Here is a 22,213-nt window from a genome sequence, read left to right as displayed (position 1 = left end):
CGACGTCGCCAATATCTTTTAAGCGCTTGTAACATAAGCTTTCTGTGAAATGTACGGCATAAGTAAGAAGGCGATAAAAGTAAACACATGGAGTGGCAGTCACATGCTAGGTAACCGCTTATTATTTTCTTTAAACCGGGTAAGCAAGGGTATAGCGGGTTCGTCGAACCAGCTCAAGCTGAGATTAAAGGGCAATGCTAGGTTGCGCAATAGATACACGACTAGATTGGCATCGTTACTACCTGCTTTGGTGGTGCTATTTACAGGTGCTCTTGCCTCTGAGAGTACGTTTGCGGCTGATGCTACGAATGGTAAAACTTCGCACGCTGAAGCAGAACATACCGCTAGTGAAAGACTGCACTTTACCGTTATCGCCCATCGAGGTGCGTCTGGCTATTTGCCGGAACACACCCTTGAAGCAGCCACGCTAGCATTCTCGCTGCGTCCTGATTTTATAGAGCAGGATGTTGTTATAACCAAAGATGACATTCCGGTGGTACTACACGACATTCACTTAGAGACAGTCACTAATGTAGAGGATATTTTTCCAGCACGTCACCGAAAGGACGGACGCTATTATGCCCGTGATTTTACCCTCGAAGAGCTTCGAGCATTGCGGGTACATGAGCGTGCCAACAGTGATGGCAAACAAGTTTTTAAAAGTAGGTACCGCGGCTCCCAGGCTAATTTCAAAGTGGCCACGTTAAGTGAACACTTTGAGCTAATCAGCGAACTTAATCGCCAATTCGGCACGTCTGTAGGCGTATACCCAGAAGTAAAGTCCCCTGCTTTTCACATTGCTGAAGGTATTGATGCCAGTAAGATGGTTATCGACACATTAAAAAACTACGGGTTTGCGGGAGAAAACGGCAATAGTTACCTGCAGTGCTTTGACTTTAACGAAGTCAAACGCATTCGTGAAACCCTTGGCTATAAGGGCAAAGTAGTTATGCTGATTGGCGAGAACGATTGGGGCGAGAGCGACACCGACTACGATTGGCTGCGTACACAAGATGGCATGAAACAAGTCGCGAAGTATGCAAACGGCATAGGCCCTTGGTTAGGCCATTTAATGGATACCCAGGCTATGGCTAAAGGGAAAATCGAAGCAGCAAGCTGGGTTCAGTACGCTCACGATAATGAACTTACCATTCACCCCTATACTTATCGTCAGGATGCGCTTCCAGCGGGCATGTCTGGAGAACACATTTTAGATGTATTGCAAAAAGAAATTCGAGCTGACGGCGTTTTTACCGACCATTTAGTGCCTGTATTAACTTGGCGAGACAAAACACATTAACGCAAGTTAAACGGGTTTAATGCGCTTTAGCAAGCGCCTATGACTTGGATAGTCGTACCACTACGCGTCTGTTTTGCGCACGGCTTTCCCGCGTATCGTTTGGCGCGATATGACGTTTTTCACCATGGCCTGTAAGCTGGATCCTATCTTCAGGTACACCTAGCGTAGTGAGATAGCTTTTTACTTCATTGGCCCTTCGAATAGACAATTGCTCGTTGTTGTAACGTCCACCGTAACTGTCCGTATAACCATCGAGAAGCACAAGCTCCAATTCGCTGTCTTCTTTTAAATATTCGCCAATCATAGTTAAACGCTTTTGCGAATACTTAGTAAGTTCTGTGCTGTTGTTCTGATAAGACAATACGGTGTAGGCTATGTCATCAAAACTAAAGGGAAGCAAGTTCGACACGCACTTAACAAAGTCGCGATACACGCCCGAAAAGTTGCTTGCGTTTAATGCCACACTCACCTGGTCGTATTTGTTATACCAGTCTTGGTAGTAAATCGTGGGCCAAAAGCCTTTCTCTAACTCAGATAGCATGGTCCATGCAGCATCTTGCGGCAAGTCGCCGTTATATTGCTTGCGAATCGACATATCCGCGATGGTCTTTGGCGCCACACCCGGCATCCACTTTGGCGGAACAGAGTAGACCGCAGCCACATCGAACTTGTTTGGCAGCATGTACATATCTAATTCAAATTCCATGTTGAGCTGCTTCGATGCAGAACTAGTGAACATGGCTTCGCCGTAACCAGGGAGTTCGTGGTTAAGCGTACACTGCAGGCGCGTGTCAGAATCAATACGCCAGTTGGAGCTTTCTATGGTTGCAGAATATTGCCGCATGGCAGCATGGGACGACAGCGACCCCACCATCCCCAATAAAGCGATATATTTTAATTTCGACACCATTTCGACACCATAACGAAAGTCAGACTAACATAAATGTAGGCCTTTTATACGCCCACCAATCTCTAGCGCCATAAATTGTACCCATTCGTTTTAAGTCGCGAATTGAGTGTTTTAAAAATTCATGGTTAATATGATTATCGTCCAAAGTGTAGAAAAGTTTAACGCTTAATACCATTAACGTTTCGTACTATTAGCGCGTCCCATCTTCGCTACTTTTAAATTGAAACTGGCAACTCGAAGATATCCTTGCGATAATTCTGTTTGCTAATAAGTTTCGCAGGTAGGTTCGCATTTAAAGCGGCCAACCAGTTTCTGCAATCTAGTCTTACAAGAGTGTTTATGTCTGCCAACCCGCCCCTTCTTTCCCAGCGCTTTCGAGGTTATTTTCCCGTTGTCATCGATGTTGAAACGGCCGGATTTAATGCAGGCACTGACGCCTTACTAGAGTTAGCAGCGGTTACGGTGAAAATGGATGAAGACGGTATACTGCATCCAGACCAAACCTTTCACTACCATATAGATCCGTTCGAGGGCGCTAACCTTGAGCCTGCGGCATTAGAATTTAATGGCATTGATCCGAATTGCGCATTACGAGGTGCTATTGAGGAAAGCGAAGCCATGAAGGATTTATGTAAAGGCATTCGCAAAGCACAGAAAAATGCAGACTGTCAGCGTTCTGTTATCGTTGCTCATAACGCAACTTTTGACCAAAGCTTCGTTAATGCTGCGATTGAACGCTGCAATATAAAGCGCACGCCCTTTCATCCATTTGTTTCCTTTGATACCACCAGCCTAGCGGGCCTTGCTCTTGGTCAAACTGTGCTGGTAAAAGCATGCCGGGCGGCTGGGATATCGTTTGACCAAAATGAAGCGCATAGCGCCCTTTACGATGCACAGAAAACCACCGAGCTATTTTGCTATATGGTAAATCGCTATAAGGCCTTAGGTGGCTGGCCAGTAGAAAATCAAGAATAGTTTTTTCGATAAACGCCATAAACAAAAACAGCGCCAAAAGGCGCTGTTTTATTATCTTTGAACAGGTTAGCTTATAGTTTGTCTGCTTCTTCAGATAGGTATTTAGCTACACCTTCAGGTGATGCATCCATACCTGATTTACCTTCGGTCCAACCTGCTGGGCAAACTTCGCCATGCTCTTCGTGGAACGCTAGTGCATCAACCATGCGAAGCATTTCGTCAACATTACGACCAAGTGGAAGATCGTTTACTACCTGGTGACGTACCATACCTTCTGCATCAATTAGGAATGAACCGCGGAAAGCAACACCATCTTCAGGGTGCTCAACATCGTATGCTTGGCAGATATCGTGTTTTACGTCAGCAACAAGAGTGTATTTAACTGGACCAATACCACCTTGATTTACTGGGGTATTTCTCCACGCATTGTGTGAAAATTGAGAGTCGATTGAAACACCAATTACTTCAACACCGCGCTTTTTAAACTCGTCATAACGCTTGTCGAAAGCGATCAGCTCTGACGGGCATACAAAAGTAAAATCTAGCGGGTAGAAGAATACAACCGCTTTTTTACCATTGATTGCTTCACTTAGTGTGAAAGAATCTACGATTTCACCGCTACCAAGTACCGCTGCAGCAGTAAAATCAGGCGCAGGACGGCCAACTAATACACTCATGAGTCTCTCCATTTATATTTGGATTGTAACAATAGAAGTGATTACATTGCGTAACCACTTTGATAGAAAATTTCCTTCCCAGAAAATAGGTACGAATACGGAAATAACAATGTTAAACAATGAGTTTTTTTTACTGCTCGTACCAATAATGCTCGTCCACATAAATAATTATCTAGACATTACCCAGTCATTACCCACTCATTACCAAATTGTGATTTATTAAACTTGCCATTATCTGCTTGCCAAAACAAAGAATAACAATTATTATCATTTACAGATTCATTTGGAGTACGTTTAATGTTTGTTTGCATGTGCTATGGTGTAACAGATAAAAGCATTCGCGCGGCGGTTGAAGAAAACGGCGTGGGAAATGTACGTGAGTTACGCCAACATTTAGAGCTAGGCTCACAGTGCGGTAAGTGCATCAATATGGCGCAACAAATTATCGATCAAACTATCATTGATGAGTCGCTTTTCAAAGACGTTGGCTAATATTAAAGTCCAAGGCTATCAAGGCTAAATATCGCAGTCTTATTTCCGAACACGCTTACCCTATCTATTGATGTTAACGCTTTATTCATCTTAAAACGCTCAGTTTAGCTCCCTCACCTTTTCTTAATTGAGCTTCGTCAGTACTTTCAGCTAATTAAAGCGATACTCGACACCTGCATAGTAAAACGCGCCGTTAATACCGCCCGGAGATGTTGGTGGATAAAGGGCCCCCACTTCCCCTTTAAAGGGGTTTTCATCTGGCAACGCATCAAACAAGTTCTGCGCTCCAAAAGTAAGTTGAGTATCAGGCAAAACCTTCCAAGCGAGTTGAGCATCGAAAGTGGTTAGCGCACTGCCGTAAATATCCAAGCCTGCCGAAGCATCTAGATGATCTTCATAAAATTTACCGTAGTAGTTTAAACGCCAAGTGAAGGCCCATTCATCTTTTGACTGTTCTAAGGTAATGCTCCCTCGATGAGCAGGGAGATTGTCTTCTAACATACGTATTCGAGCCTCGGTTAAGTTGGGCAGAAGCGTTGTTTTCCCATCGCTTAACACCGGGTACAGAGATACACGCTCCACTTGCGTGTCTGTCCAGTTGTAGGCAACCAACACAGAGTTTGACCAGTCACTTAACGCAAAATTGTAGTTTACAACTAAATCGATACCCTGGGTTTTAGTATCAAAATCATTGGTAAAATACTTAGCGGAGTTATATCGGGCCGCATCAAAACGCCCTTGAGCAACAAGCGTATTAACGTCATCCTCGGTTAAAGGAATGGCCGATGTGGTACTGATACGATCGGTAAGGCGAATATTAAAATAGTCAAGGGTAGCAAAGAAGCTGTCACTTGCTTGCATAACCAAGCCCAAGCTAAAGTTTACTGATTCTTCAGGCGTCAGCGGCGTGGCGCCAAGCTGCTGCGAGATAAGGTCGGTTGGCGGTAATGTTGCTTGGTCTTCCAAACCATTAACACCATAGGCAGTGGTAACGTTTATGACATTGCTTTGCCCCACAGTCGGAGCTTTAAAGCCAGTATTGACAGAACCTCGCAGTGCAAACATCTCGTTAAGTGTGTAGCGCGTACTTAGCTTTCCATCAAATGTTGACCCGAAATCACTGAAATGCTCTACTCGCGTTGCTAAACCAAACTGCCAGTCTTCAGTCGCGTATAATTCCAAGTCGGCATACACTGCCCAGTTGCTGCGACTCCAGTGACCTGCAGATTGAGGTTGATAACCTGGAAAACCGTTAGAGCCTATTGAGAAGCCTTCACTTAAGCCTATCGGCGGCTCTAAAGCGAAAGGGCCAGCGATATAAGAGGCTTCGTCTCCTGCTTTTTGGAAATACGTCTCTTTTCGCCATTCAAAACCGGCAGCAATGCTTACCGGGTCGTCAAAAATGGTTTGGATCAGTTTCGTAAAATCCAGATTGAGTGTGCGTTCTACTTGCGATACCCCGCCCGGCGAAAAGGCCGTTGGACTTTGCGGCCCTAGCGAAGGGTTGACTGTATTCGATATAGTGTACTCAATATCGCTATAGCCCAACGTGCCACTAATATCCATCGCCCAACCGTGAGGCAATTCATGCTTTATACCCATTGCAATAGATGCATCGGTAATCGTTCCACCGAACTGAGGAGCAAAACCACCAGGGAACCATTCATTGAAGGCAAAGCAGTTTGCTCCAAGTGCTGTCGTGTTATCTGCGATAAGTTGGTAGTCGAGGTCTTCTAGTACGTTATCATTTGATAAGGAAATGGAAGGGCACGCTATGCCGCTGTTTAGCCCATCTAAATCAGCAACAATAAGACGGCTTTCGCCGGTACTTGGATCGGTTCGGCTAAAAACACCTTCACGAGTTTGCGGGTTTCGAAAATAAAAACCGCCGTTTATTTCTCTTCTCGCAGCAGTTGCAAAGCTATAAAAGTGGGAGGTTGCCGAAATATCAGCACCTGCATTGAGCGCGAGCTTAATATCCTCATTAACATCAAGAGCGCCCCAAATTTGAGATGGCGAGGCAATAAAGCTATTCCCCTGTTCTAATAGCCCTTGGGCATCATCTCGCTGCACCGAGCGCGATGTGCCGTTTTGCTGTCGGTATTCCGCAGTGGCGTTAAAAAATCCCGAGTCTCCTAACGCAAAGCCTTTATTAAGCTGTATTTGAAACAGTTCGCCATCACCCTCACTGTATCCTCCGACTTTAAGCGCAACGCTCCCACCCTCACGGTCATCTTTTAGCACAAAATTGATCACGCCAGCGATAGCATCTGAGCCATACTGGGCAGAGGCCCCGTCTCGCAGTACTTCCACTTGTTTTAACGCATAAGCAGGTATAACGGATATATCGGGACCTTGAGCACCATCTGATAAACCTCCACCTAAAAACGTAATAACCGCAGAGCGATGTCTCCGCTTGCCATTTAACAACAACAGAGTGTGATCTGACGACATACCTCTTAGGTTAGCGGGTCTCACCAAGCTACTTGCATCATTGATAGGCTGGTCGTTCACGTTTAGTGAAGGCACCATAACGCTTAGCATGGAAAGGACGTCGCTATTGCCCTGTGAACTTAGTTTATCTGCTCCAATAACATCAAGAGGCACTGCCGAGTCGACAGCGCTTCGAGGCGCGTTACGAGAGCCAACGATAGCAATTTTTTCAAGCCCGTTTGCCCCCTCGTCATCTGACTGTTCATTATCATCAGGCTGTTTATTTTGTGCTGTTAGCGATGCACGAGAACGAATACTCAACGCCCCATTCTCATCAGCAACCACCGCTAATTCCGTTCCCTCAAGTAATTGAGCCAATGCTTCACTTAAAGTAAAGGTTCCTTTAAGCGCATTGGTCGTTACTTTCTTCGCCAAATCAAAAGGAAACAAAAGGGTAGTGTTGGCTTGTTTAGCTAATTCAGTTAAGGCTTCGTTAGCGTTCTGTGCTGGAATAGAGAAACTAAAAGCATCGGGCGCTGATGCCGGAAGAGTTTTAGAAGGTTGAGAATTTATTAGCGTCGAACCGCTTTGGTCTTGCGCGTAAAGTGACGGTGTTACGAATAAAAATAAACATACACTCGAGGCAATATGTAAGGGCGCTGCAAGAGCAACGTGAAAAAACCACGCCGTTGTTTTGTGCGAAACGCAACCAGCCGAACACGCAAGGGCATGCAGCTTCTCGATTGCCTTTTTCGTTTGCCTGCTTATCGCTAAATTGCCGTAATGCAAGATATATGATCGATGTACTTATTATTTTAATTATATTGTCACATTAAATAAATTGATGCCAATGGGGAATAGCCAATAGCACCTATCTATCAAACATTGATTAACCTTTCGCTAGCTTAAGCTCAATACTGGTTTCTGTAACTTTCTCATAGGTAATATTAAAGCTGCTTTCTAGTGCAGACAACAAGCCGTCTATGTCGCCCACTTTGAAATAGCCCGCTACTCTGCGCTTACGCAAACTATTGTCAGAAATATGAAAACGAACTGGCGTATAACGCCCAATTTCTAGCAGCACAGATTCAAGGGGCTCGCCTTTAAAAACTATCATGCCCTGCTGCCATGCTAAATCATCGTCAATCTCATCTTGCGACATACTTTCACGGGTTTCTACTTTGCCCAAAACAGTCGCTTTCTCCCCTGCAAACATTAGCAGACCTTCCTCTGTAACAGGGCGCTTACCAAACAGTGATTCATTTGAAGATGATGCTTTAAAGCGGTCTTTAACTAATACTTTGCCATCGGTAACAACAAGTTCAAATGCGTTGTCGTCAACATACTGCATATTAAACGCGGTACCTACTGCCGTTACAGTATTGTTTCCAGCGGTAACTGAAAATGGACGGGTTTTATCGTGAGCCACTTCAAAATGGGCTTCGCCTTTCAAAAGTACAATATTACGTGCACTTGATGTGAAATCTACCGTTACTAAAGAGTTGGTGTTTAGATGAAGCTGCGAACCATCGGATAAGGTTACATTTTTCTGTTCGCCGACACCCGTCTGAACTTTTTGGCTAACAGCAGCAAATTCAGGCGTGCTATTTAACCATGTGCGCTGAACAATGACGCCAATCGCGATTGCCATGACTAAGAAAGTGGCAGCAATCCCCCATACAGCGTTTTTCGGTAGGGCGCGCTTTTTGGCAGTGTGCCTTGCTGTTGGTTGTGGGAATAACCCACTTAATTCATTAAGCACAGACATATCATCCCACAAGCTTGCGGCATCTAATAGAGCTTGGCGATGGGCATTACTCTCTGCCAACCAGGTGTCTAACTCTACCTTTTCGTCACTTTTTAAACCGCGATCGAGACGGCTCACCCAGAGGCACGCTTGCTCTTGGATATCTTCTTTGCTTGAAAACTGGCGAATATTATTCATGTTAACTACTGCTTATGTCCTGAGTCGCGGTAGCAGTGGCACGGGGAGATGCACTGTCATTTGAAAGCTCGGCTAAATACCTAGAGCACATCATTAAACCTTTGGCGACATGCTTTTCTACGGTGCTTTCGCTTAGCCCCACAAGCTCTGCAATCTCTTTTTGTCGCATGCCATATACTTTTTTAAGTAAAAATACGCGTTTTACATCAGCAGACAGCGTGTCTGTCGCTCGGCAAAAATGAATAAAGCGCTCTTTACTCTCTACATTTTTTTCTAAACTGTGCCCCACTAGTTCGTAAGGCAAAATATCCATGTCATCTAGCTGCTGCTTGTTTTTATTTTCTGCTTTTGCAACATGGTTCAACGCTAAGTTACGCGCTGTTTTGAGCATGTATGTCCGCTCATATTGTATTTCTTGTTTTAATTCTGCTTCGTAGCTTTTTATAAAAGCTTCTTGCACGATATCTTCAATGTCGTCAGCGCCAACAATAGAACCTACCGCGCGCATTAACTTCGAGCGGTATTTTAAAAAGGTTTCAGCTACTGTCGACTTTCTTGTCATAATAATAAAAGTTGTGTGTTTCGAATTGCTTACAATGGCATCAATAATGCCTGTTTCTTCATAACTTTTCACGCAAATGATGTTCGATATTGAAAATAAAAGGGGAGCTAACGCTCCCCTTCACGTCGAAACAATTGTGAAAGTTGTTTTCGCTAGTATTAGCGATTAGAACGTGTAAACACCTCTTAGATAATAGAAGCCACCGTTAATACCGATTGGTGAGGTAGTTGGATACAACGAACCTGCGATACCGGCATACTGTGTATTCTCATCTGGGTATTCATCAAAGGCGTTTTTCGCGCCTACTGTTACAGTAAACTCTTCAGTGAAGTTATAAGCCACTTCTAAGTCCACAGTAAACTCTGAACCTACTTTATCAATAGGCAATGCAGAATCTAAGTGATCTTCAAAGATGCTACCGTAATAGTTCAAGCGTGCAAGGAAGCGCCAGTCACCGTTGGTGTGATTCGCTGTTGCACTGTAGCGCACTGCTGGAAGGTTGTCTTCTAGCATGCGAATACGCTCAGGTGAAATATTCTCTGACGCGCGGTCTACTTCTGTCGATGTCCAGTTATAAGCAAGCGAGAACTTAGTTTCACCGCCCATCATTTCCATTGCGTAGTTGGCTACTACGTCAAGACCTTCAGTGGTTGTATCGAAGTCATTCGTAAAGAAACTGATCTCTTGGAAACTAGACGCATCATTAATGCCTTGCGCTAGAAGTGCTGCAATATCGTCTTCAGTCAAGGCAATACCAGATGCCGTGCTAATGCGGTCAGTCAGCTCGATGTTGTAGTAGTCAGCAGTAATGAATAAACCATTTTCAAAGTCTGCTACCACACCAAATGTAATGCTTTCTGACTCTTCAGGCGTTAACTGCTCACCGCCTTTAAGCTGAGATACCGGATCCGTTGGCGGTAACGTTGCACGGTCAATAAGCTCACCACCTGTACCGAACGCTGTGGTTACGTTACGAACGTTACTTTGACCAAGCGTAGGTGCTTTGAAGCCTGTTGAGAATGCACCACGGAACGCGATGTTCTCTAGCGCTTGCCAGCGGAACGCAATTTTACCTTTCGTAGTATCGCCAAAATCAGAGAAATCTTCGTAACGCAGCGCACCGGCTAGCATGAAGTTTTCAGTGATATAGGCTTCTGCATCAATGTAAAGCGCGATATTGTTGCGGGACACACGACCTTGGCTATTGGCCGCCAAGCCAGGGAAACCATTTGAGCCAATGCCAAAGCCTTGTGTCGCCAGCGAACCTATTTCATAAGAGGCAGTATCACCTGCAACGCTCTCATAACTTTCGTTGCGGTATTGGAAACCAGTCGCTACGAATAGCGGCTCATACAAACCAACATCGAAAGGTTTTGTAAAATCAATATCAAGCGTTTGCTCAGACTGCGTGTAACGACCTGGGCTGAACGACGTTGGCGTGTCTGGACCAAGCGACGGGTTGATAGTGTTACTAATAGCAAAATCAACTTCGTTTTGACCTAGGTTCAAACTTACGTCATAGGTGATATCGTTGTCTAATTCGCCCTTGGTACCAAAGACAAGCGACATATCTGTTACCGTCCCGCCAAAGCGAGGAGTGAAACCACCTGGAAGCATTTCGTTAAACGCGAAACAATCTGGGTTGTTCGCTACTTCGTCGATGTAGCGTTGATTCGTAAGTACATTTGCACCAGGAGCAATATCATTAGGGCAATTACCTGACATATCGTCCGTTAGGTCTGCCACTAATAGGTTGCCATCTGGATCAGCGTATACTTGACTACGAGTATGTGGGTTTCGGAAATAAAAGCCACCTTCAACTTCACGCTCGGCAAAGTTACCAAATATATAAGCTTCTGACGTTGCAGAAAGCTCTAGTCCCGCGTTAGCGAAAAGCTTGATGTCATGCTTAATTTCAGGCGAACCCCAAATTTGCGCAGGGTCTGCTACAAAAGTGTTGCCCGCAGCGATAAGGTCTGCGGCATCGTCACGCTGTATGCTGCGAGACGTATCGTCAGCAGTACGGTATTCGGCTGAAAGGTTTAGAAAGCCCTTGTCAGATAATGGTAAACCCACGTTACCTGACAGCTGAATCATGTCGCCATCGCCTTCGTAGTAAGAGCCATAGCGAGCTTCAAATGTACCGCCTTCCGACGCGTCATTCAGTACGAAGTTAATTACACCTGCAATAGCATCTGAACCGTATTGTGCTGCTGCACCGTCACGTAGTACCTCCACCTGCTTTAGTGCCGCTGCTGGAATTACTGAAATATCAGGGCCTTGTGCACCGTCTGATAAACCGCCACCTAGGAAAGTGATAACCGCAGAGCGGTGACGACGTTTACCATTTACAAGCACTAGCGTATGGTCCGATGCCATGCCGCGAAGGTTTGCAGGGCGAACTAACGTCGATGCATCGTTGATTGGCTGGTCGTTAACGTTAAAAGACGGAACGACAGTTTGCATCATAGATACCATATCTGTGGCACCCTGTTGCTTGAACTCTTCGTCAGAAATAATGTCAATTGGAACCGCTGAGTCTGCTACAGAGCGAGGCGCTGCGCGTGAACCAACGACGGCGATTTGTTCATAATCTTCAGCTTTAGCACTCTCTTCTATTTCTTGCGCATAAACAGGTGCTGTAGCCATTACTGAAAACGCCGCAGATGCAGCTAATACGCCGCGCACGTTTTTAGTCAATAAAGACAAGGATGTATTCATGGTGGTTTCCCGGATTTTCTCTAAAACACTTTCAGCGTTATTCACACAATAAAAAAGTATTTCGAGAGGTTGTTATTTTATACCTTCAACACTGACTCATTTGTGGCCAGATGCTTGATTTTATAGAACGCAAGATATTAAAAAACAAACCTTTTTCGACAAAATAAAAATATTTTTTCAAACCATAGAGGATCTCTATTTCTGACCTGTCTATATAGTTTTTACGGGAATGAAAGTGAGAAGTTTTTGGCGGTTTTTAATGAAAAAAGCTGGCATAAAGCCAGCTTTTTAATCGATATTTAAAATATCAGAAATCTGCTACAAATCGACAGATTTACTCTTCTTCTTTGTATTTTTCAGCTGTCTCTTTGATAAGCGGCTGAAGTTCGTTTTGTTGGAACATTTCGATAATAATATCGCAACCACCAACAAGCTCACCTTCTACCCATAGCTGTGGGAATGTAGGCCAGTTCGCGTATTTAGGTAGTTCAGCACGAATATCAGGGTTTTGTAGAATATCTACATAAGCAAATGGTTCGCCACATGACATCAACGCTTGTGATGCTTGTGAAGAAAAGCCACAGCTAGGTAGTTTAGGAGAACCTTTCATATACAACAAAATTGGGTTTTCTTCGATTTGCTGCTTGATTCTATCTAGCGTTGATTGATTTTCAGTATTATCCATTTGATTCCTCTGAGCACAAAAGTGTATTCCCTCTTAGATGGGAATGCATGTATGATTTATCAAGGCGAAGGGTATCATAAAATCCCTTTTAATTACCCATTACTGAATTGATCTTTTAGTACGCTCTATCCCTATCTACCTGTATATCTACCAACGCTAGATTTCCACAAAATAGATTTTGAAAAAAAATTCACAATTTTGTCATTGAGTTATAAGACTTTATCCCCACATTTGGGATATGCTTTAGCGTCTAAAGTGATATAGTCAGCTAAGCGTTGACTGGCACTTATTGAACAGGCGAAGATAAGTGTGCTTTAGACTACAATACTAAACCAACATGGAGACCGTCATGGCTTTTGAACTACCAGCATTACCATATGAACAAAATGCACTAGAACCGCATATTTCTGCTGAAACGCTTGAGTACCACTATGGCAAGCACCACGCTACTTATGTAACTAAGCTTAACGGCCTAGTTGAAGGTACTGACATGGAAAACAAAAGCCTAGAAGAAATCATTAAATCTTCTGAAGGCGGTGTTTTCAATAACGCAGCGCAAGTTTGGAACCACACGTTCTACTGGCACTGCCTTAGCCCGAATGGCGGCGGCGAGCCTACTGGCGCACTAGCTGACGCGATTAACGCCAAATGGGGTTCATTTGCAGACTTCCAAGCAGCGTTTAACGACAAAGCAGTTAACAACTTCGGCTCTAGCTGGACTTGGCTAGTTAAAACTGCAGACGGTAGCCTAGATATCGTTAACACTAGCAACGCTGAAACACCTATTTCTGGCGATGACCTAACACCAGTACTTACTGTCGACCTTTGGGAACACGCTTACTACATCGACTACCGCAACGCGCGTCCTAAGTACCTAGAAAATTTCTGGGCACTGGTTAACTGGGAATTCGCAAGCAAAAACTTTGCATAAGCCAGACGCCGTTTTGTAGTTCACACTGTGTGCTACACGGTGTTGAAAAAACAAATGAAAAGCCCCGCTATTTAGCGGGGCTTTTGTTTATGTAAAAGCTTCATTAAGAGACACTAAATTCTTATTAAAGTTGCATTTTTTATTAGACGAAAAGATTAAAAACTATACACAATAATTACTATCCTTTTCTCAAATACCTACTAAGCTGAAATTACGGGGTTCCGTATTTAAGGGGTATTCATGGGTATTTTTGAACACTATCAAAGTCGCTATGAAGAGCGAAAACAGGAAGAGTTCACCATTGGGGAGTTCCTTGAAATTTGTAAGGAAGATCAAAGTGCTTACGCAAACGCTGCAGAACGTTTGTTACAAGCCATCGGTGAGCCAGAACTAATCGACACTGCCAACGACCCGGCGCTAAGCCGCATTTTCTCCAACCGCGTCATTTCTCGTTATCCAGCTTTTTCAGAATTCTATGGCATGGAAGAAGCCATTGAACAAATCGTCTCTTACCTCAAGCATGCCGCACAAGGTCTTGAAGAGAAGAAACAAATACTTTATTTACTCGGCCCAGTTGGCGGCGGTAAATCGTCACTGGCTGAAAGACTTAAAGAGCTAATGCAGCACGTGCCTATTTACATGCTTAAAGGCTCACCAGTGAATGATCATCCTTTCTGTCTATTCGATGTCAAAGAAGATGGCGACATATTAGAAAAAGAGTATGGCATTCCTAAGCGCTATCTAAAAACTATTATGTCACCGTGGGCTCGCAAACGCCTTCATGAGTTCAACGGCGATATTACCCAGTTCAAAGTGGTTCGGGTTTATCCATCGGTGCTTGACCAGGTGGGCATAGCTAAAACCGAACCGGGAGATGAGAATAACCAGGATATTTCAGCTCTTGTGGGTAAGGTTGATATTCGCCGCCTAGAACAATATGCACAGAATGACCCAGACGCTTACAGTTATTCAGGGTCGCTGTGTAAAGCCAACCAAGGCTTAATGGAATTTGTAGAGATGTTCAAAGCACCGATTAAGGTGCTGCATCCCCTATTAACTGCTACACAAGAAGGTAACTACAACCCGACAGAGGGCTTCTCTGCCCTTCCCTTCGATGGATTAATACTGGCACACTCAAACGAATCTGAGTGGCAATCGTTTAGAAACAATAAAAACAACGAAGCGTTTTTAGACCGTGTTTATATTGTTAAAGTCCCTTACTGCTTAAGAGTAAGCGAAGAAATTCGCATTTATAAAAAGTTACTCGATAGTAGTGAACTTAGTGGCGCTCCCTGTGCACCAGACACTTTGGAATGCTTAGCACAGTTTACCGTGCTATCCCGTTTAAAAGAGCCTGAAAACTCCAGCATGTTTTCAAAGATGCGGGTCTATGACGGAGAAAGCTTAAAAGACACCGACCCGAAAGCAAAGTCTTATCAGGAGTACAGAGACTACGCAGGTGTCGACGAGGGCATGGAGGGGTTATCCACCCGCTTTGCATTTAAGATCCTCTCTCGCGTGTTTAACTTCGATCATCAAGAAGTGGCAGCGAATCCAGTTCATTTATTCTACGTATTGGAACGTCAGATTGAGCGGGAACAGTTCCCCCAAGAAACCGCTGATAGGTATTTGGAGTTTTTAAAAGGTTACCTGATCCCCCGCTATGTGGAGTTTATTGGCAAAGAAATCCAAACCGCTTATTTAGAGTCATACTCTGAATACGGGCAAAACCTATTTGACCGCTATGTGACTTATGCTGATTTCTGGATCCAAGACCAGGAGTATCGCGACCCAGAAACTGGGCAGCTGTTTGACAGAGCATCGCTTAATGCTGAGTTAGAAAAAACAGAGAAGCCCGCTGGGATTAGCAACCCGAAAGACTTCCGTAACGAAATCGTTAACTTTGTTTTGAGAGCACGTGCAAATAACGGCGGCAAAAACCCCGCGTGGACAAGTTATGAGAAGCTTCGCACCGTCATTGAGAAAAAGATGTTCTCTAATACGGAAGATTTACTGCCCGTTATTTCTTTTAACACCAAAGGCTCAGCAGAAGAGCAGAAAAAGCACGACGACTTTGTAAATCGTATGACCGAAAAAGGCTATACGCAAAAACAAGTTCGCTTGCTTTGTGAATGGTACCTACGCGTACGAAAAGCGTCATAGCCTAAAGGCTGGAAGCTTCTAGAACGTAATTGGTACTAAAGCGTGCGCTAAGCGCGCTTTAGTACCGGTATTTGTAGTTCACAACAACCCAAGCAGGTGTGTATGGCTCATTTCATAGACCGAAGGTTAAACAGCAAAGGCAAAAGTACGGTAAACCGCCAGCGCTTTATCAAGCGTTACAAACAGCAAATAAAGCGTGCTGTATCTGATGCTGTGGGAAAACGTTCTGTTACCGACTTAGATTCTGGGGAGCAAATAAGCATTCCAGCCAGAGATATTTCTGAACCTATTTTTCATACCGGTCGCGGCGGCAGTAGAGATATTGTCCACCCCGGCAACGACCAATTCACTGCAGGAGATAAAATTGACAGACCGCCAGGTGGCGGCGGTAAAGGCGCAGGTGAAGGCGACGCTAGCAACGAGGGTGAAGGGCAAGACGAGTTCGTATTTTCAATATCCAAAGACGAATATTTAGACTTACTATTTGAAGATTTAGCGCTTCCAAATTTAAAGAAAAATCAGTTCGACAAAGTCACCCAATTCGAAACCTACCGCGCAGGTTATCAGACCGACGGCGTACCGAGTAACCTTGATATTGTTCGCTCGCTCAAAGGTTCTGTAGCAAGGCGTATTGCCCTAAGTGGAAGTGATAGAAAGAAACTCAAAGAGCTTGAAGAAAAACTGGTACTGCTTGTAGAAGACAAGCATGACAATACGCTGGCTATTAATGCACTAAAAGAAGAAATTGAAGCACTTAAAGCCAAAATAGCTCGAGTGCCTTTTATCGACACGTTTGATTTACGCTTTAAAAACTACGACAAGCGCCCGCTTCCTTCAAGTAAAGCGGTGATGTTTTGTTTAATGGATGTGTCTGGCTCTATGGACCAAGCCACTAAAGAAATGGCAAAACGCTTCTATATTTTGCTTTATCTATTTTTAAGTCGCACTTACGAAAACGTAGACGTGGTATACATTCGCCATCACACTCAGGCTAAAGAAGTAGACGAGCAGGAGTTTTTCTATTCTCAAGAAACTGGCGGCACTATTGTTTCAAGTGCCTTGAAACTAATGGATGAAGTAGTGCGTGAGCGCTATAGCGATGGAGACTGGAATATCTATGCAGCACAGGCGTCTGACGGCGATAACTGGGCTGACGATTCGCCGCAGTGTCGTGACTTGCTTACCGCTAAACTGCTACCCGCAACCCGTTACTATGCCTATATCGAGATAACCGAGAGGCAGCACCAAAGTTTGTGGCGAGAATACGAGAAAGTGGCCGCCACTCACGACAACTTTGTATGCAAGCACATACAAACACAGGCCGACATCTATCCTGTGTTCAGAGAGCTATTCAAACGCTCTGAACAAGATGCGCAGCAAGGAGCCTAATATGACAACCGACGCTATCGCAACAGATAACAGCAAGGCTAAATCATCAAAACGACATTTGCTAAGCGATGGGCCCGACTGGACATTTCCGCTTATCGAAGAGTACGAGCAGCACATCGATCGCATCGCTAAAAATTTTAAGTTAGACACTTACCCCAATCAAATTGAAGTCATTACCGCAGAGCAAATGATGGATGCCTACGCCAGCATAGGTATGCCGCTTAATTACACGCACTGGAGCTTTGGCAAAAAGTTTATTCAAACCGAGCAACAATATCGTCGCGGGCAAATGGGCTTGGCTTACGAAATTGTTATTAACTCTGACCCCTGTATTGCGTATTTAATGGAAGAGAACACCATTACTATGCAAGCGCTGGTGATGGCCCATGCCTGCTACGGGCACAATTCGTTTTTCAAAGGTAATTACTTATTTAAAACCTGGACCGATGCCAGCTCTATCATCGACTACCTGGTATTTGCTAAAAACTACATTGCTAAATGCGAACAGAAGTACGGTTATGACGAGGTCGAAAACATGCTCGATTCATGCCACGCGCTTATGAATTATGGCGTTGACCGATACAAACGCCCGCAGAAGATTTCGCTACAAGAAGAAAAGAACAGGCAGGAAGAGCGGGAAGCCTACCTTCAATCGCAAGTGAATGAGCTTTGGCGCACCTTGCCCGATAGCCCGCACAGCAAGCACAAAGAGAAAATTCGTTTTCCACAAGAGCCCCAGGAAAATCTGCTCTATTTTATTGAGAAAAACGCTCCATTACTTGAACCCTGGCAGCGGGAGATTGTGCGTATTGTACGCAAAGTCTCACAGTATTTTTATCCGCAGAAACAAACCCAAGTGATGAACGAAGGGTGGGCTTGTTTCTGGCATTACCATATTCTCAATGAAATGTATGACGAGGGCTTAGTTAGCGACCGCTTTATGATGGAGTTCTTGCACAGTCATTCAAGTGTAGTGATGCAGCCAGAGTACAACAGCCCTTATTACTCTGGCATCAATCCGTATGCTCTTGGCTTTTCCATGTTCATGGATATTAAGCGGGTATGTCAGTCGCCTACTGAGGAAGACTATAAATATTTGCCCAGTATTGCGGGTAAGGACTGGCTGGAAACCGTGCATTTCGCTATGCAAAACTTTAAAGACGAGAGCTTTATCAGTCAGTTTTTATCGCCAAAAGTGATTCGAGATTTTAAATTATTCGCCCTTGAAGATGATACCGCTAAACCCTTTATCGCAGTCAGTGCTATCCACGATGAAAGGGGTTATCAAATTATTAAAGAGAAGCTTTCCGCCCAATACAATTTGAGTAATTTAGAGCCTAACATTCAGGTACACAACGTTGATGTGCGTGGGGATAGGTCCTTGACTCTGCGCTATATTCCACAGCGGGGTATACCGCTTGGTGAATCTAAAGATGAAGTCATGCGTCACTTGCACAGGCTATGGAAATTCGACGTACGTTTAGAGCAAGACAATGGGGATAGTGGCGTTGAAGTGATATCGGAGTGTAAACGCGCACCGCAGGGATAGGCCTGCGGTACGCCCTCACAAAAAGGTATTAAGCCGCTTTTGGGCTTTCCATTTCTTTTCGTGAACACAATAGTAATGACAGTGCGCCTATTGCTGCAAAAACGGCTGCGGTGACAAAGGTCTCATAGGCGTTAGTACCCTGCTGCCACTGCTGCCCCGCCATGTAGTTTCCAAATGCGCCGCCAAGGCCAAAGGCTACACTAATGTACACGGCTTGCCCTCGGCTGTGATATGCCTTAGGTAAAAACTGGTGGATAAAGTGTACCGATACCGCATGGGTTAACCCAAAGCTTAATGCATGAATAAGCTGGCTTAATACGATCACCATAAAGCTGTCAGCAAATGCCGCCATCACATACCAACGAAGCCCTGTGAGCGCGATACTTACAAACAATAAATTCCACACGCCAAATTGACTAATAAGCCTACGGGCAACCAGAAAAATCCCCACTTCAGCAAGTACACCCAGCGCGATAAAAATGCCAGTTTGTTGTCCGCTGTAGTCTAGGTCTCGCATGTAAAGGGCGAAAAAGCCGTAATACGCACCAAAGCTAATTTGCAAGCACGCTGAAGCGAATATAAAGATGGCGAAAGGTTTTTGTTTGGCGTATTTCCAAATACTGCCCGCCGTAGAAGATTCAGGTGCAGCTTCTTTCGGCGCGCGTATAAACAAGGTACTTATAAATAAAAGCGCTAGTACACCAACACTGGCATGCACAGGGGTATCAGTAGAAAAAATATCTAGGGCCTTACCCACACCTACCGTCAAACAAATAAATCCAACACTTCCCCATAGCCTTATTTGCCCATAGGTAGCCTTGGTTTTCGCCACCGTGTTCATGGTGATAACTTCAAGTTGAGGCAATACCGCTGTCCAAAACATCATCATTAGGCCGAAAGCCAGCGTAAGCCCCCAGAAACTAGTGAAGTAAAAGACAGAGCTAAAAGTCAGCACCGTAAGAAAGCAGCCTAAACGCATAACGCCTATAGCATTTCCAGTTTTATCGGCAACGCCTGCCCACAAGCCAGGGCCCAAAATACGCGCTAGGGTAATGACGGCAAAAAGCTCACCAATTTCGGCAGAAGAAAAGCCCCGCCCATCGAGAAAGATCCCCAAGTATGGAACAAGCACGCCAAGTTGCCCGAAGTAAAGCCAATAGGTAATAGCGAGGATAAAGAGCGCAGCTTTGCTACTGTTTGCGCCTGGATCAGCGCTTTTGGCGTGGTTTAGACCATTAGATGACAATTCACATCTCCATATACAAAAACGCCACTAGCGCAAAACGGGTAGTGGCGAATAGTAAAATTCATTGGCGCAGCATGTTTTTAGTGCTGCGCGTATTTGTAAACCGCGTGAATGTGGTGGTTTTAAGGTTGCGGTGTTTCGATTATATACCCTATGCCTGACCTGCAATCGGCTTAGTCGTTGATAGCACGCCCGCATTTTGCGCGCGGTGACGTAGCAAGTGATCCATTAACACTAGCGCCAGCATGGCTTCAGCAATAGGAACAGCACGGATACCCACACACGGGTCGTGACGTCCTTTTGTGACGATATCAATCTCTTCATTGTCTTTATTGATAGTTTTACCCGGTACCGAAATGCTTGAGGTTGGCTTAAGCGCCATGTGTACTTCAATATCCTGACCAGTAGAAATGCCGCCTAGCACGCCACCGGCATGATTAGACGTAAACCCTTCAGGCGTTAACGTATCGCGATGTTCACTGCCCTTTTGATTAATAACATCAAAGCCATCGCCAATTTCAACGCCTTTCACCGCGTTAATGCCCATCATAGCGTGTGCGATTTCAGCATCCAGCCTATCGAAAACAGGCTCGCCTAGACCCACAGGGACATTTTTAGCCACAACCGACACTTTCGCGCCAATGCTGTCGCCAGATTTTTTAAGATCACGCATGTATTCGTCCAGCGCATCTAACTTAGACTCGTCTGGGCAGAAGAACGGGTTAGTGTTGGTGACGCTATGGTCAACTTTATCTACCGTTACAGGGCCAAGCTGAGACAAATAACCCAACACCTCGATACCATGCACTTCTTTCAAGTACTTTTTCGCAATACCGCCAGCGGCTACGCGAATAGCTGTTTCGCGGGCTGACGAGCGACCACCACCGCGATAGTCACGGCTACCGTATTTTTGATCATAGGTATAGTCAGCATGACCTGGGCGGAAGCGGTCTTTAATATTGCCGTAATCCTGGCTTCGCTGATCTTTATTTTTAATCAACAAACCAATGCTGGTGCCTGTGGTCTTGCCTTCAAATACGCCAGATAGAATTTGTACTTCGTCATCTTCTCTTCGCGCTGTGGTATAGCGCGAAGTGCCTGGTTTGCGTCTGTCTAAATCCACCTGAAGATCTTCTTCTGTGATCTCAAGTCCTGGAGGGCAACCGTCTACTACACCGCCAATTGCAATGCCGTGGCTTTCACCAAACGTGGTTACAGTGAAAAGTTTTCCAAAGCTGTTACCTGACATAATTAACTATTAATCCTTACTACTAAAATACTGTACGAGTGTGTCTTTGCGCACGGCAAAAATACCTGAACCACCATTTTCAAACTCAAGCCAAATGACTTCTAAGCCAGGGAACCTTTCGCTCATGTGCACTTCACTGTTGCCTACTTCTACGAACAGCCAGCCGCCATCATTAAGGTAATTTGGCGCATCTTTAAGCATAATGTCCACAAGGTCTAAACCGTCGTCGCCTGCGGCAAGGGCACGTTCAGGCTCGTGATGATATTCTTCTGGCAAATCAGCCATGTCTTCCGCGTCAACATAAGGTGGGTTGGACACGATAAGGTCGTATTTCTGCCCCTCTAAACTTGAAAACAGATCTGACTGGATTGGATACACGCGGTGGCTTAAACCATGCTCCTGAATATTAATGTCAGCCACTTCCAAGGCATCTGTGCTGATATCTACAGCGTCCACCTGGGCTTCAGGGTATGCATGAGCAAGTGCAATAGCAATACAAGCACCGCCTGTGCACATGTCGAGAATAGTGTTTGGCGCAGACTCAACAAAAGGCGCAAATTCGTTTTGAATGAGTTCGGCAAACGGCGAACGTGGAATAAGCACACGCTCGTCTACGTAAAATGGAATACCGCAAAACCAAGCCTCGTTTGTAATGTAAGGCAACGGCATGCGAGTTTGTACGCGCTTTAAAACAAGCTCTGCAATCTTCTCTCGCTCGCTTTTCGTTAAGCGAGACGCCATAACGCTATCGCCCACCTGCTCTAGTATAGGGTGAGGCAAATGTAAGGCTTGCATAACTAGGCTTGTCGCTTCGTCCCACGCGTTATCAGTACCATGACCAAAATACAAAGCCGCATCGTTAAAACGGCTGGTTGCCCATCGTGTCATATCTAACAGGGTGTGCAGATCTTCAATGGCTTCTTCAAGGTAAAACTTATCGGTCATGGCGTTTGGGTACATCAAAAATTTCAAAGCTGGTATCATAC

Annotated in this window: 17 protein-coding genes; 7 read left to right on the top strand and 10 right to left on the bottom strand. The window is 44.8% G+C overall.

Annotated elements, in window-relative coordinates; genetic code table 11:
- Positions 1-103: 103 nt before the first annotated feature.
- A complete protein-coding gene (gene glpQ / locus ACXAGK_RS03920; RefSeq protein WP_474854233.1) occupies positions 104-1,300 on the top strand; it encodes a glycerophosphodiester phosphodiesterase in 1,197 nt (398 codons plus the stop codon).
- Between the two features lie 37 nt (positions 1,301-1,337).
- Here glpQ and ACXAGK_RS03915 read toward each other — a convergent pair whose 3' ends face one another.
- Positions 1,338-2,210 (bottom strand): flagellar protein MotY, encoded by an 873-nt coding sequence (locus ACXAGK_RS03915; protein WP_474808003.1) that lies wholly within the window; start codon positions 2,208-2,210, stop codon positions 1,338-1,340.
- Between the two features lie 339 nt (positions 2,211-2,549).
- On the opposite strand from ACXAGK_RS03915, the gene rnt reads away from it, so the two are divergent.
- A complete protein-coding gene (gene rnt, locus ACXAGK_RS03910) occupies positions 2,550-3,185 on the top strand; it encodes a ribonuclease T (protein ID WP_474854231.1) in 636 nt (211 codons plus the stop codon).
- A 71-nt stretch (positions 3,186-3,256) separates the two neighbouring features.
- Here rnt and ACXAGK_RS03905 read toward each other — a convergent pair whose 3' ends face one another.
- Positions 3,257-3,862 carry a peroxiredoxin C gene (locus tag ACXAGK_RS03905; RefSeq protein WP_474854229.1) on the bottom strand — a complete coding sequence of 202 codons (606 nt, stop codon included), beginning with the start codon at positions 3,860-3,862 and terminating at the stop codon, positions 3,257-3,259.
- Positions 3,863-4,159: 297 nt separating this feature from the next.
- On the opposite strand from ACXAGK_RS03905, the gene ACXAGK_RS03900 reads away from it, so the two are divergent.
- A complete protein-coding gene (locus ACXAGK_RS03900) occupies positions 4,160-4,354 on the top strand; it encodes a bacterioferritin-associated ferredoxin (RefSeq protein WP_179982758.1) in 195 nt (64 codons plus the stop codon).
- Between the two features lie 150 nt (positions 4,355-4,504).
- On the opposite strand, the gene ACXAGK_RS03895 is transcribed toward ACXAGK_RS03900, so the two are convergent.
- The 5 genes from ACXAGK_RS03895 to ACXAGK_RS03875 form a co-directional block, all read right to left on the bottom strand.
- Positions 4,505-7,576, bottom strand: a complete 3,072-nt coding sequence (locus tag ACXAGK_RS03895; protein WP_474854227.1) for a TonB-dependent receptor domain-containing protein — start codon at positions 7,574-7,576, stop codon at positions 4,505-4,507.
- 100 nt (positions 7,577-7,676) lie between these two features.
- A complete protein-coding gene (locus ACXAGK_RS03890; RefSeq protein ID WP_474808010.1) occupies positions 7,677-8,732 on the bottom strand; it encodes a FecR family protein in 1,056 nt (351 codons plus the stop codon).
- A gap of 1 nt (position 8,733) precedes the next feature.
- Positions 8,734-9,294: an RNA polymerase sigma factor gene (locus ACXAGK_RS03885; protein ID WP_474831674.1), complete on the bottom strand. Its 561-nt coding sequence runs from the start codon at positions 9,292-9,294 to the stop codon at positions 8,734-8,736.
- 165 nt (positions 9,295-9,459) lie between these two features.
- Complete coding sequence (locus tag ACXAGK_RS03880; protein WP_474854225.1) at positions 9,460-12,015, bottom strand: TonB-dependent receptor plug domain-containing protein; 2,556 nt, start codon at positions 12,013-12,015, stop codon at positions 9,460-9,462.
- 334 nt (positions 12,016-12,349) lie between these two features.
- Complete coding sequence (locus tag ACXAGK_RS03875; RefSeq protein WP_136780857.1) at positions 12,350-12,700, bottom strand: Grx4 family monothiol glutaredoxin; 351 nt, start codon at positions 12,698-12,700, stop codon at positions 12,350-12,352.
- 349 nt (positions 12,701-13,049) lie between these two features.
- On the opposite strand from ACXAGK_RS03875, the gene sodB reads away from it, so the two are divergent.
- The 4 genes from sodB to ACXAGK_RS03855 all read left to right on the top strand — a co-directional run bounded on the left by sodB (position 13,050) and on the right by ACXAGK_RS03855 (position 18,732).
- The gene (gene sodB / locus ACXAGK_RS03870) at positions 13,050-13,631 is read left to right on the top strand and encodes a superoxide dismutase [Fe] (RefSeq protein ID WP_025254504.1); all 582 of its coding nucleotides are present in this window, start codon (positions 13,050-13,052) and stop codon (positions 13,629-13,631) included.
- A gap of 240 nt (positions 13,632-13,871) precedes the next feature.
- The gene (locus ACXAGK_RS03865; protein ID WP_474854223.1) at positions 13,872-15,794 is read left to right on the top strand and encodes a PrkA family serine protein kinase; all 1,923 of its coding nucleotides are present in this window, start codon (positions 13,872-13,874) and stop codon (positions 15,792-15,794) included.
- A gap of 102 nt (positions 15,795-15,896) precedes the next feature.
- On the top strand, positions 15,897-17,183 hold the full coding sequence (locus tag ACXAGK_RS03860; RefSeq protein WP_474854221.1) for a YeaH/YhbH family protein: 1,287 nt from the start codon (positions 15,897-15,899) through the stop codon (positions 17,181-17,183).
- Position 17,184: 1 nt separating this feature from the next.
- The gene (locus ACXAGK_RS03855; protein ID WP_474854219.1) at positions 17,185-18,732 is read left to right on the top strand and encodes a SpoVR family protein; all 1,548 of its coding nucleotides are present in this window, start codon (positions 17,185-17,187) and stop codon (positions 18,730-18,732) included.
- Between the two features lie 28 nt (positions 18,733-18,760).
- On the opposite strand, the gene ACXAGK_RS03850 is transcribed toward ACXAGK_RS03855, so the two are convergent.
- The 3 genes from ACXAGK_RS03850 to prmB form a co-directional block, all read right to left on the bottom strand.
- Positions 18,761-19,978 (bottom strand): MFS transporter, encoded by a 1,218-nt coding sequence (locus tag ACXAGK_RS03850; protein ID WP_474854217.1) that lies wholly within the window; start codon positions 19,976-19,978, stop codon positions 18,761-18,763.
- Positions 19,979-20,129: 151 nt separating this feature from the next.
- Positions 20,130-21,227, bottom strand: coding sequence for a chorismate synthase (aroC, locus tag ACXAGK_RS03845; protein WP_474854215.1), 1,098 nt, complete (start codon positions 21,225-21,227; stop codon positions 20,130-20,132).
- 9 nt (positions 21,228-21,236) lie between these two features.
- Positions 21,237-22,172, bottom strand: coding sequence for a 50S ribosomal protein L3 N(5)-glutamine methyltransferase (gene prmB, locus ACXAGK_RS03840; protein WP_474854482.1), 936 nt, complete (start codon positions 22,170-22,172; stop codon positions 21,237-21,239).
- Between the last annotated feature and the right edge of the window lie 41 nt (positions 22,173-22,213).

The organism is Alteromonas sp. ABM1_013 (assembly GCF_056160505.1).
This window is presented reverse-complemented; position numbering and strand designations above follow the sequence as displayed.

Coding starts and splice junctions, on each gene's coding strand:
- glpQ (WP_474854233.1), top strand. CDS start 104: ATGCTAGGTAACCGCTTATTATTTTCTTTAAACCGGGTAAGCAAGGGT.
- ACXAGK_RS03915 (WP_474808003.1), bottom strand. CDS start 2,210: ATGGTGTCGAAATTAAAATATATCGCTTTATTGGGGATGGTGGGGTCG.
- rnt (WP_474854231.1), top strand. CDS start 2,550: ATGTCTGCCAACCCGCCCCTTCTTTCCCAGCGCTTTCGAGGTTATTTT.
- ACXAGK_RS03905 (WP_474854229.1), bottom strand. CDS start 3,862: ATGAGTGTATTAGTTGGCCGTCCTGCGCCTGATTTTACTGCTGCAGCG.
- ACXAGK_RS03900 (WP_179982758.1), top strand. CDS start 4,160: ATGTTTGTTTGCATGTGCTATGGTGTAACAGATAAAAGCATTCGCGCG.
- ACXAGK_RS03890 (WP_474808010.1), bottom strand. CDS start 8,732: ATGAATAATATTCGCCAGTTTTCAAGCAAAGAAGATATCCAAGAGCAA.
- ACXAGK_RS03885 (WP_474831674.1), bottom strand. CDS start 9,294: ATGACAAGAAAGTCGACAGTAGCTGAAACCTTTTTAAAATACCGCTCG.
- ACXAGK_RS03880 (WP_474854225.1), bottom strand. CDS start 12,015: ATGAATACATCCTTGTCTTTATTGACTAAAAACGTGCGCGGCGTATTA.
- ACXAGK_RS03875 (WP_136780857.1), bottom strand. CDS start 12,700: ATGGATAATACTGAAAATCAATCAACGCTAGATAGAATCAAGCAGCAA.
- sodB (WP_025254504.1), top strand. CDS start 13,050: ATGGCTTTTGAACTACCAGCATTACCATATGAACAAAATGCACTAGAA.
- ACXAGK_RS03865 (WP_474854223.1), top strand. CDS start 13,872: ATGGGTATTTTTGAACACTATCAAAGTCGCTATGAAGAGCGAAAACAG.
- ACXAGK_RS03860 (WP_474854221.1), top strand. CDS start 15,897: ATGGCTCATTTCATAGACCGAAGGTTAAACAGCAAAGGCAAAAGTACG.
- ACXAGK_RS03855 (WP_474854219.1), top strand. CDS start 17,185: ATGACAACCGACGCTATCGCAACAGATAACAGCAAGGCTAAATCATCA.
- aroC (WP_474854215.1), bottom strand. CDS start 21,227: ATGTCAGGTAACAGCTTTGGAAAACTTTTCACTGTAACCACGTTTGGT.
- prmB (WP_474854482.1), bottom strand. CDS start 22,172: ATGACCGATAAGTTTTACCTTGAAGAAGCCATTGAAGATCTGCACACC.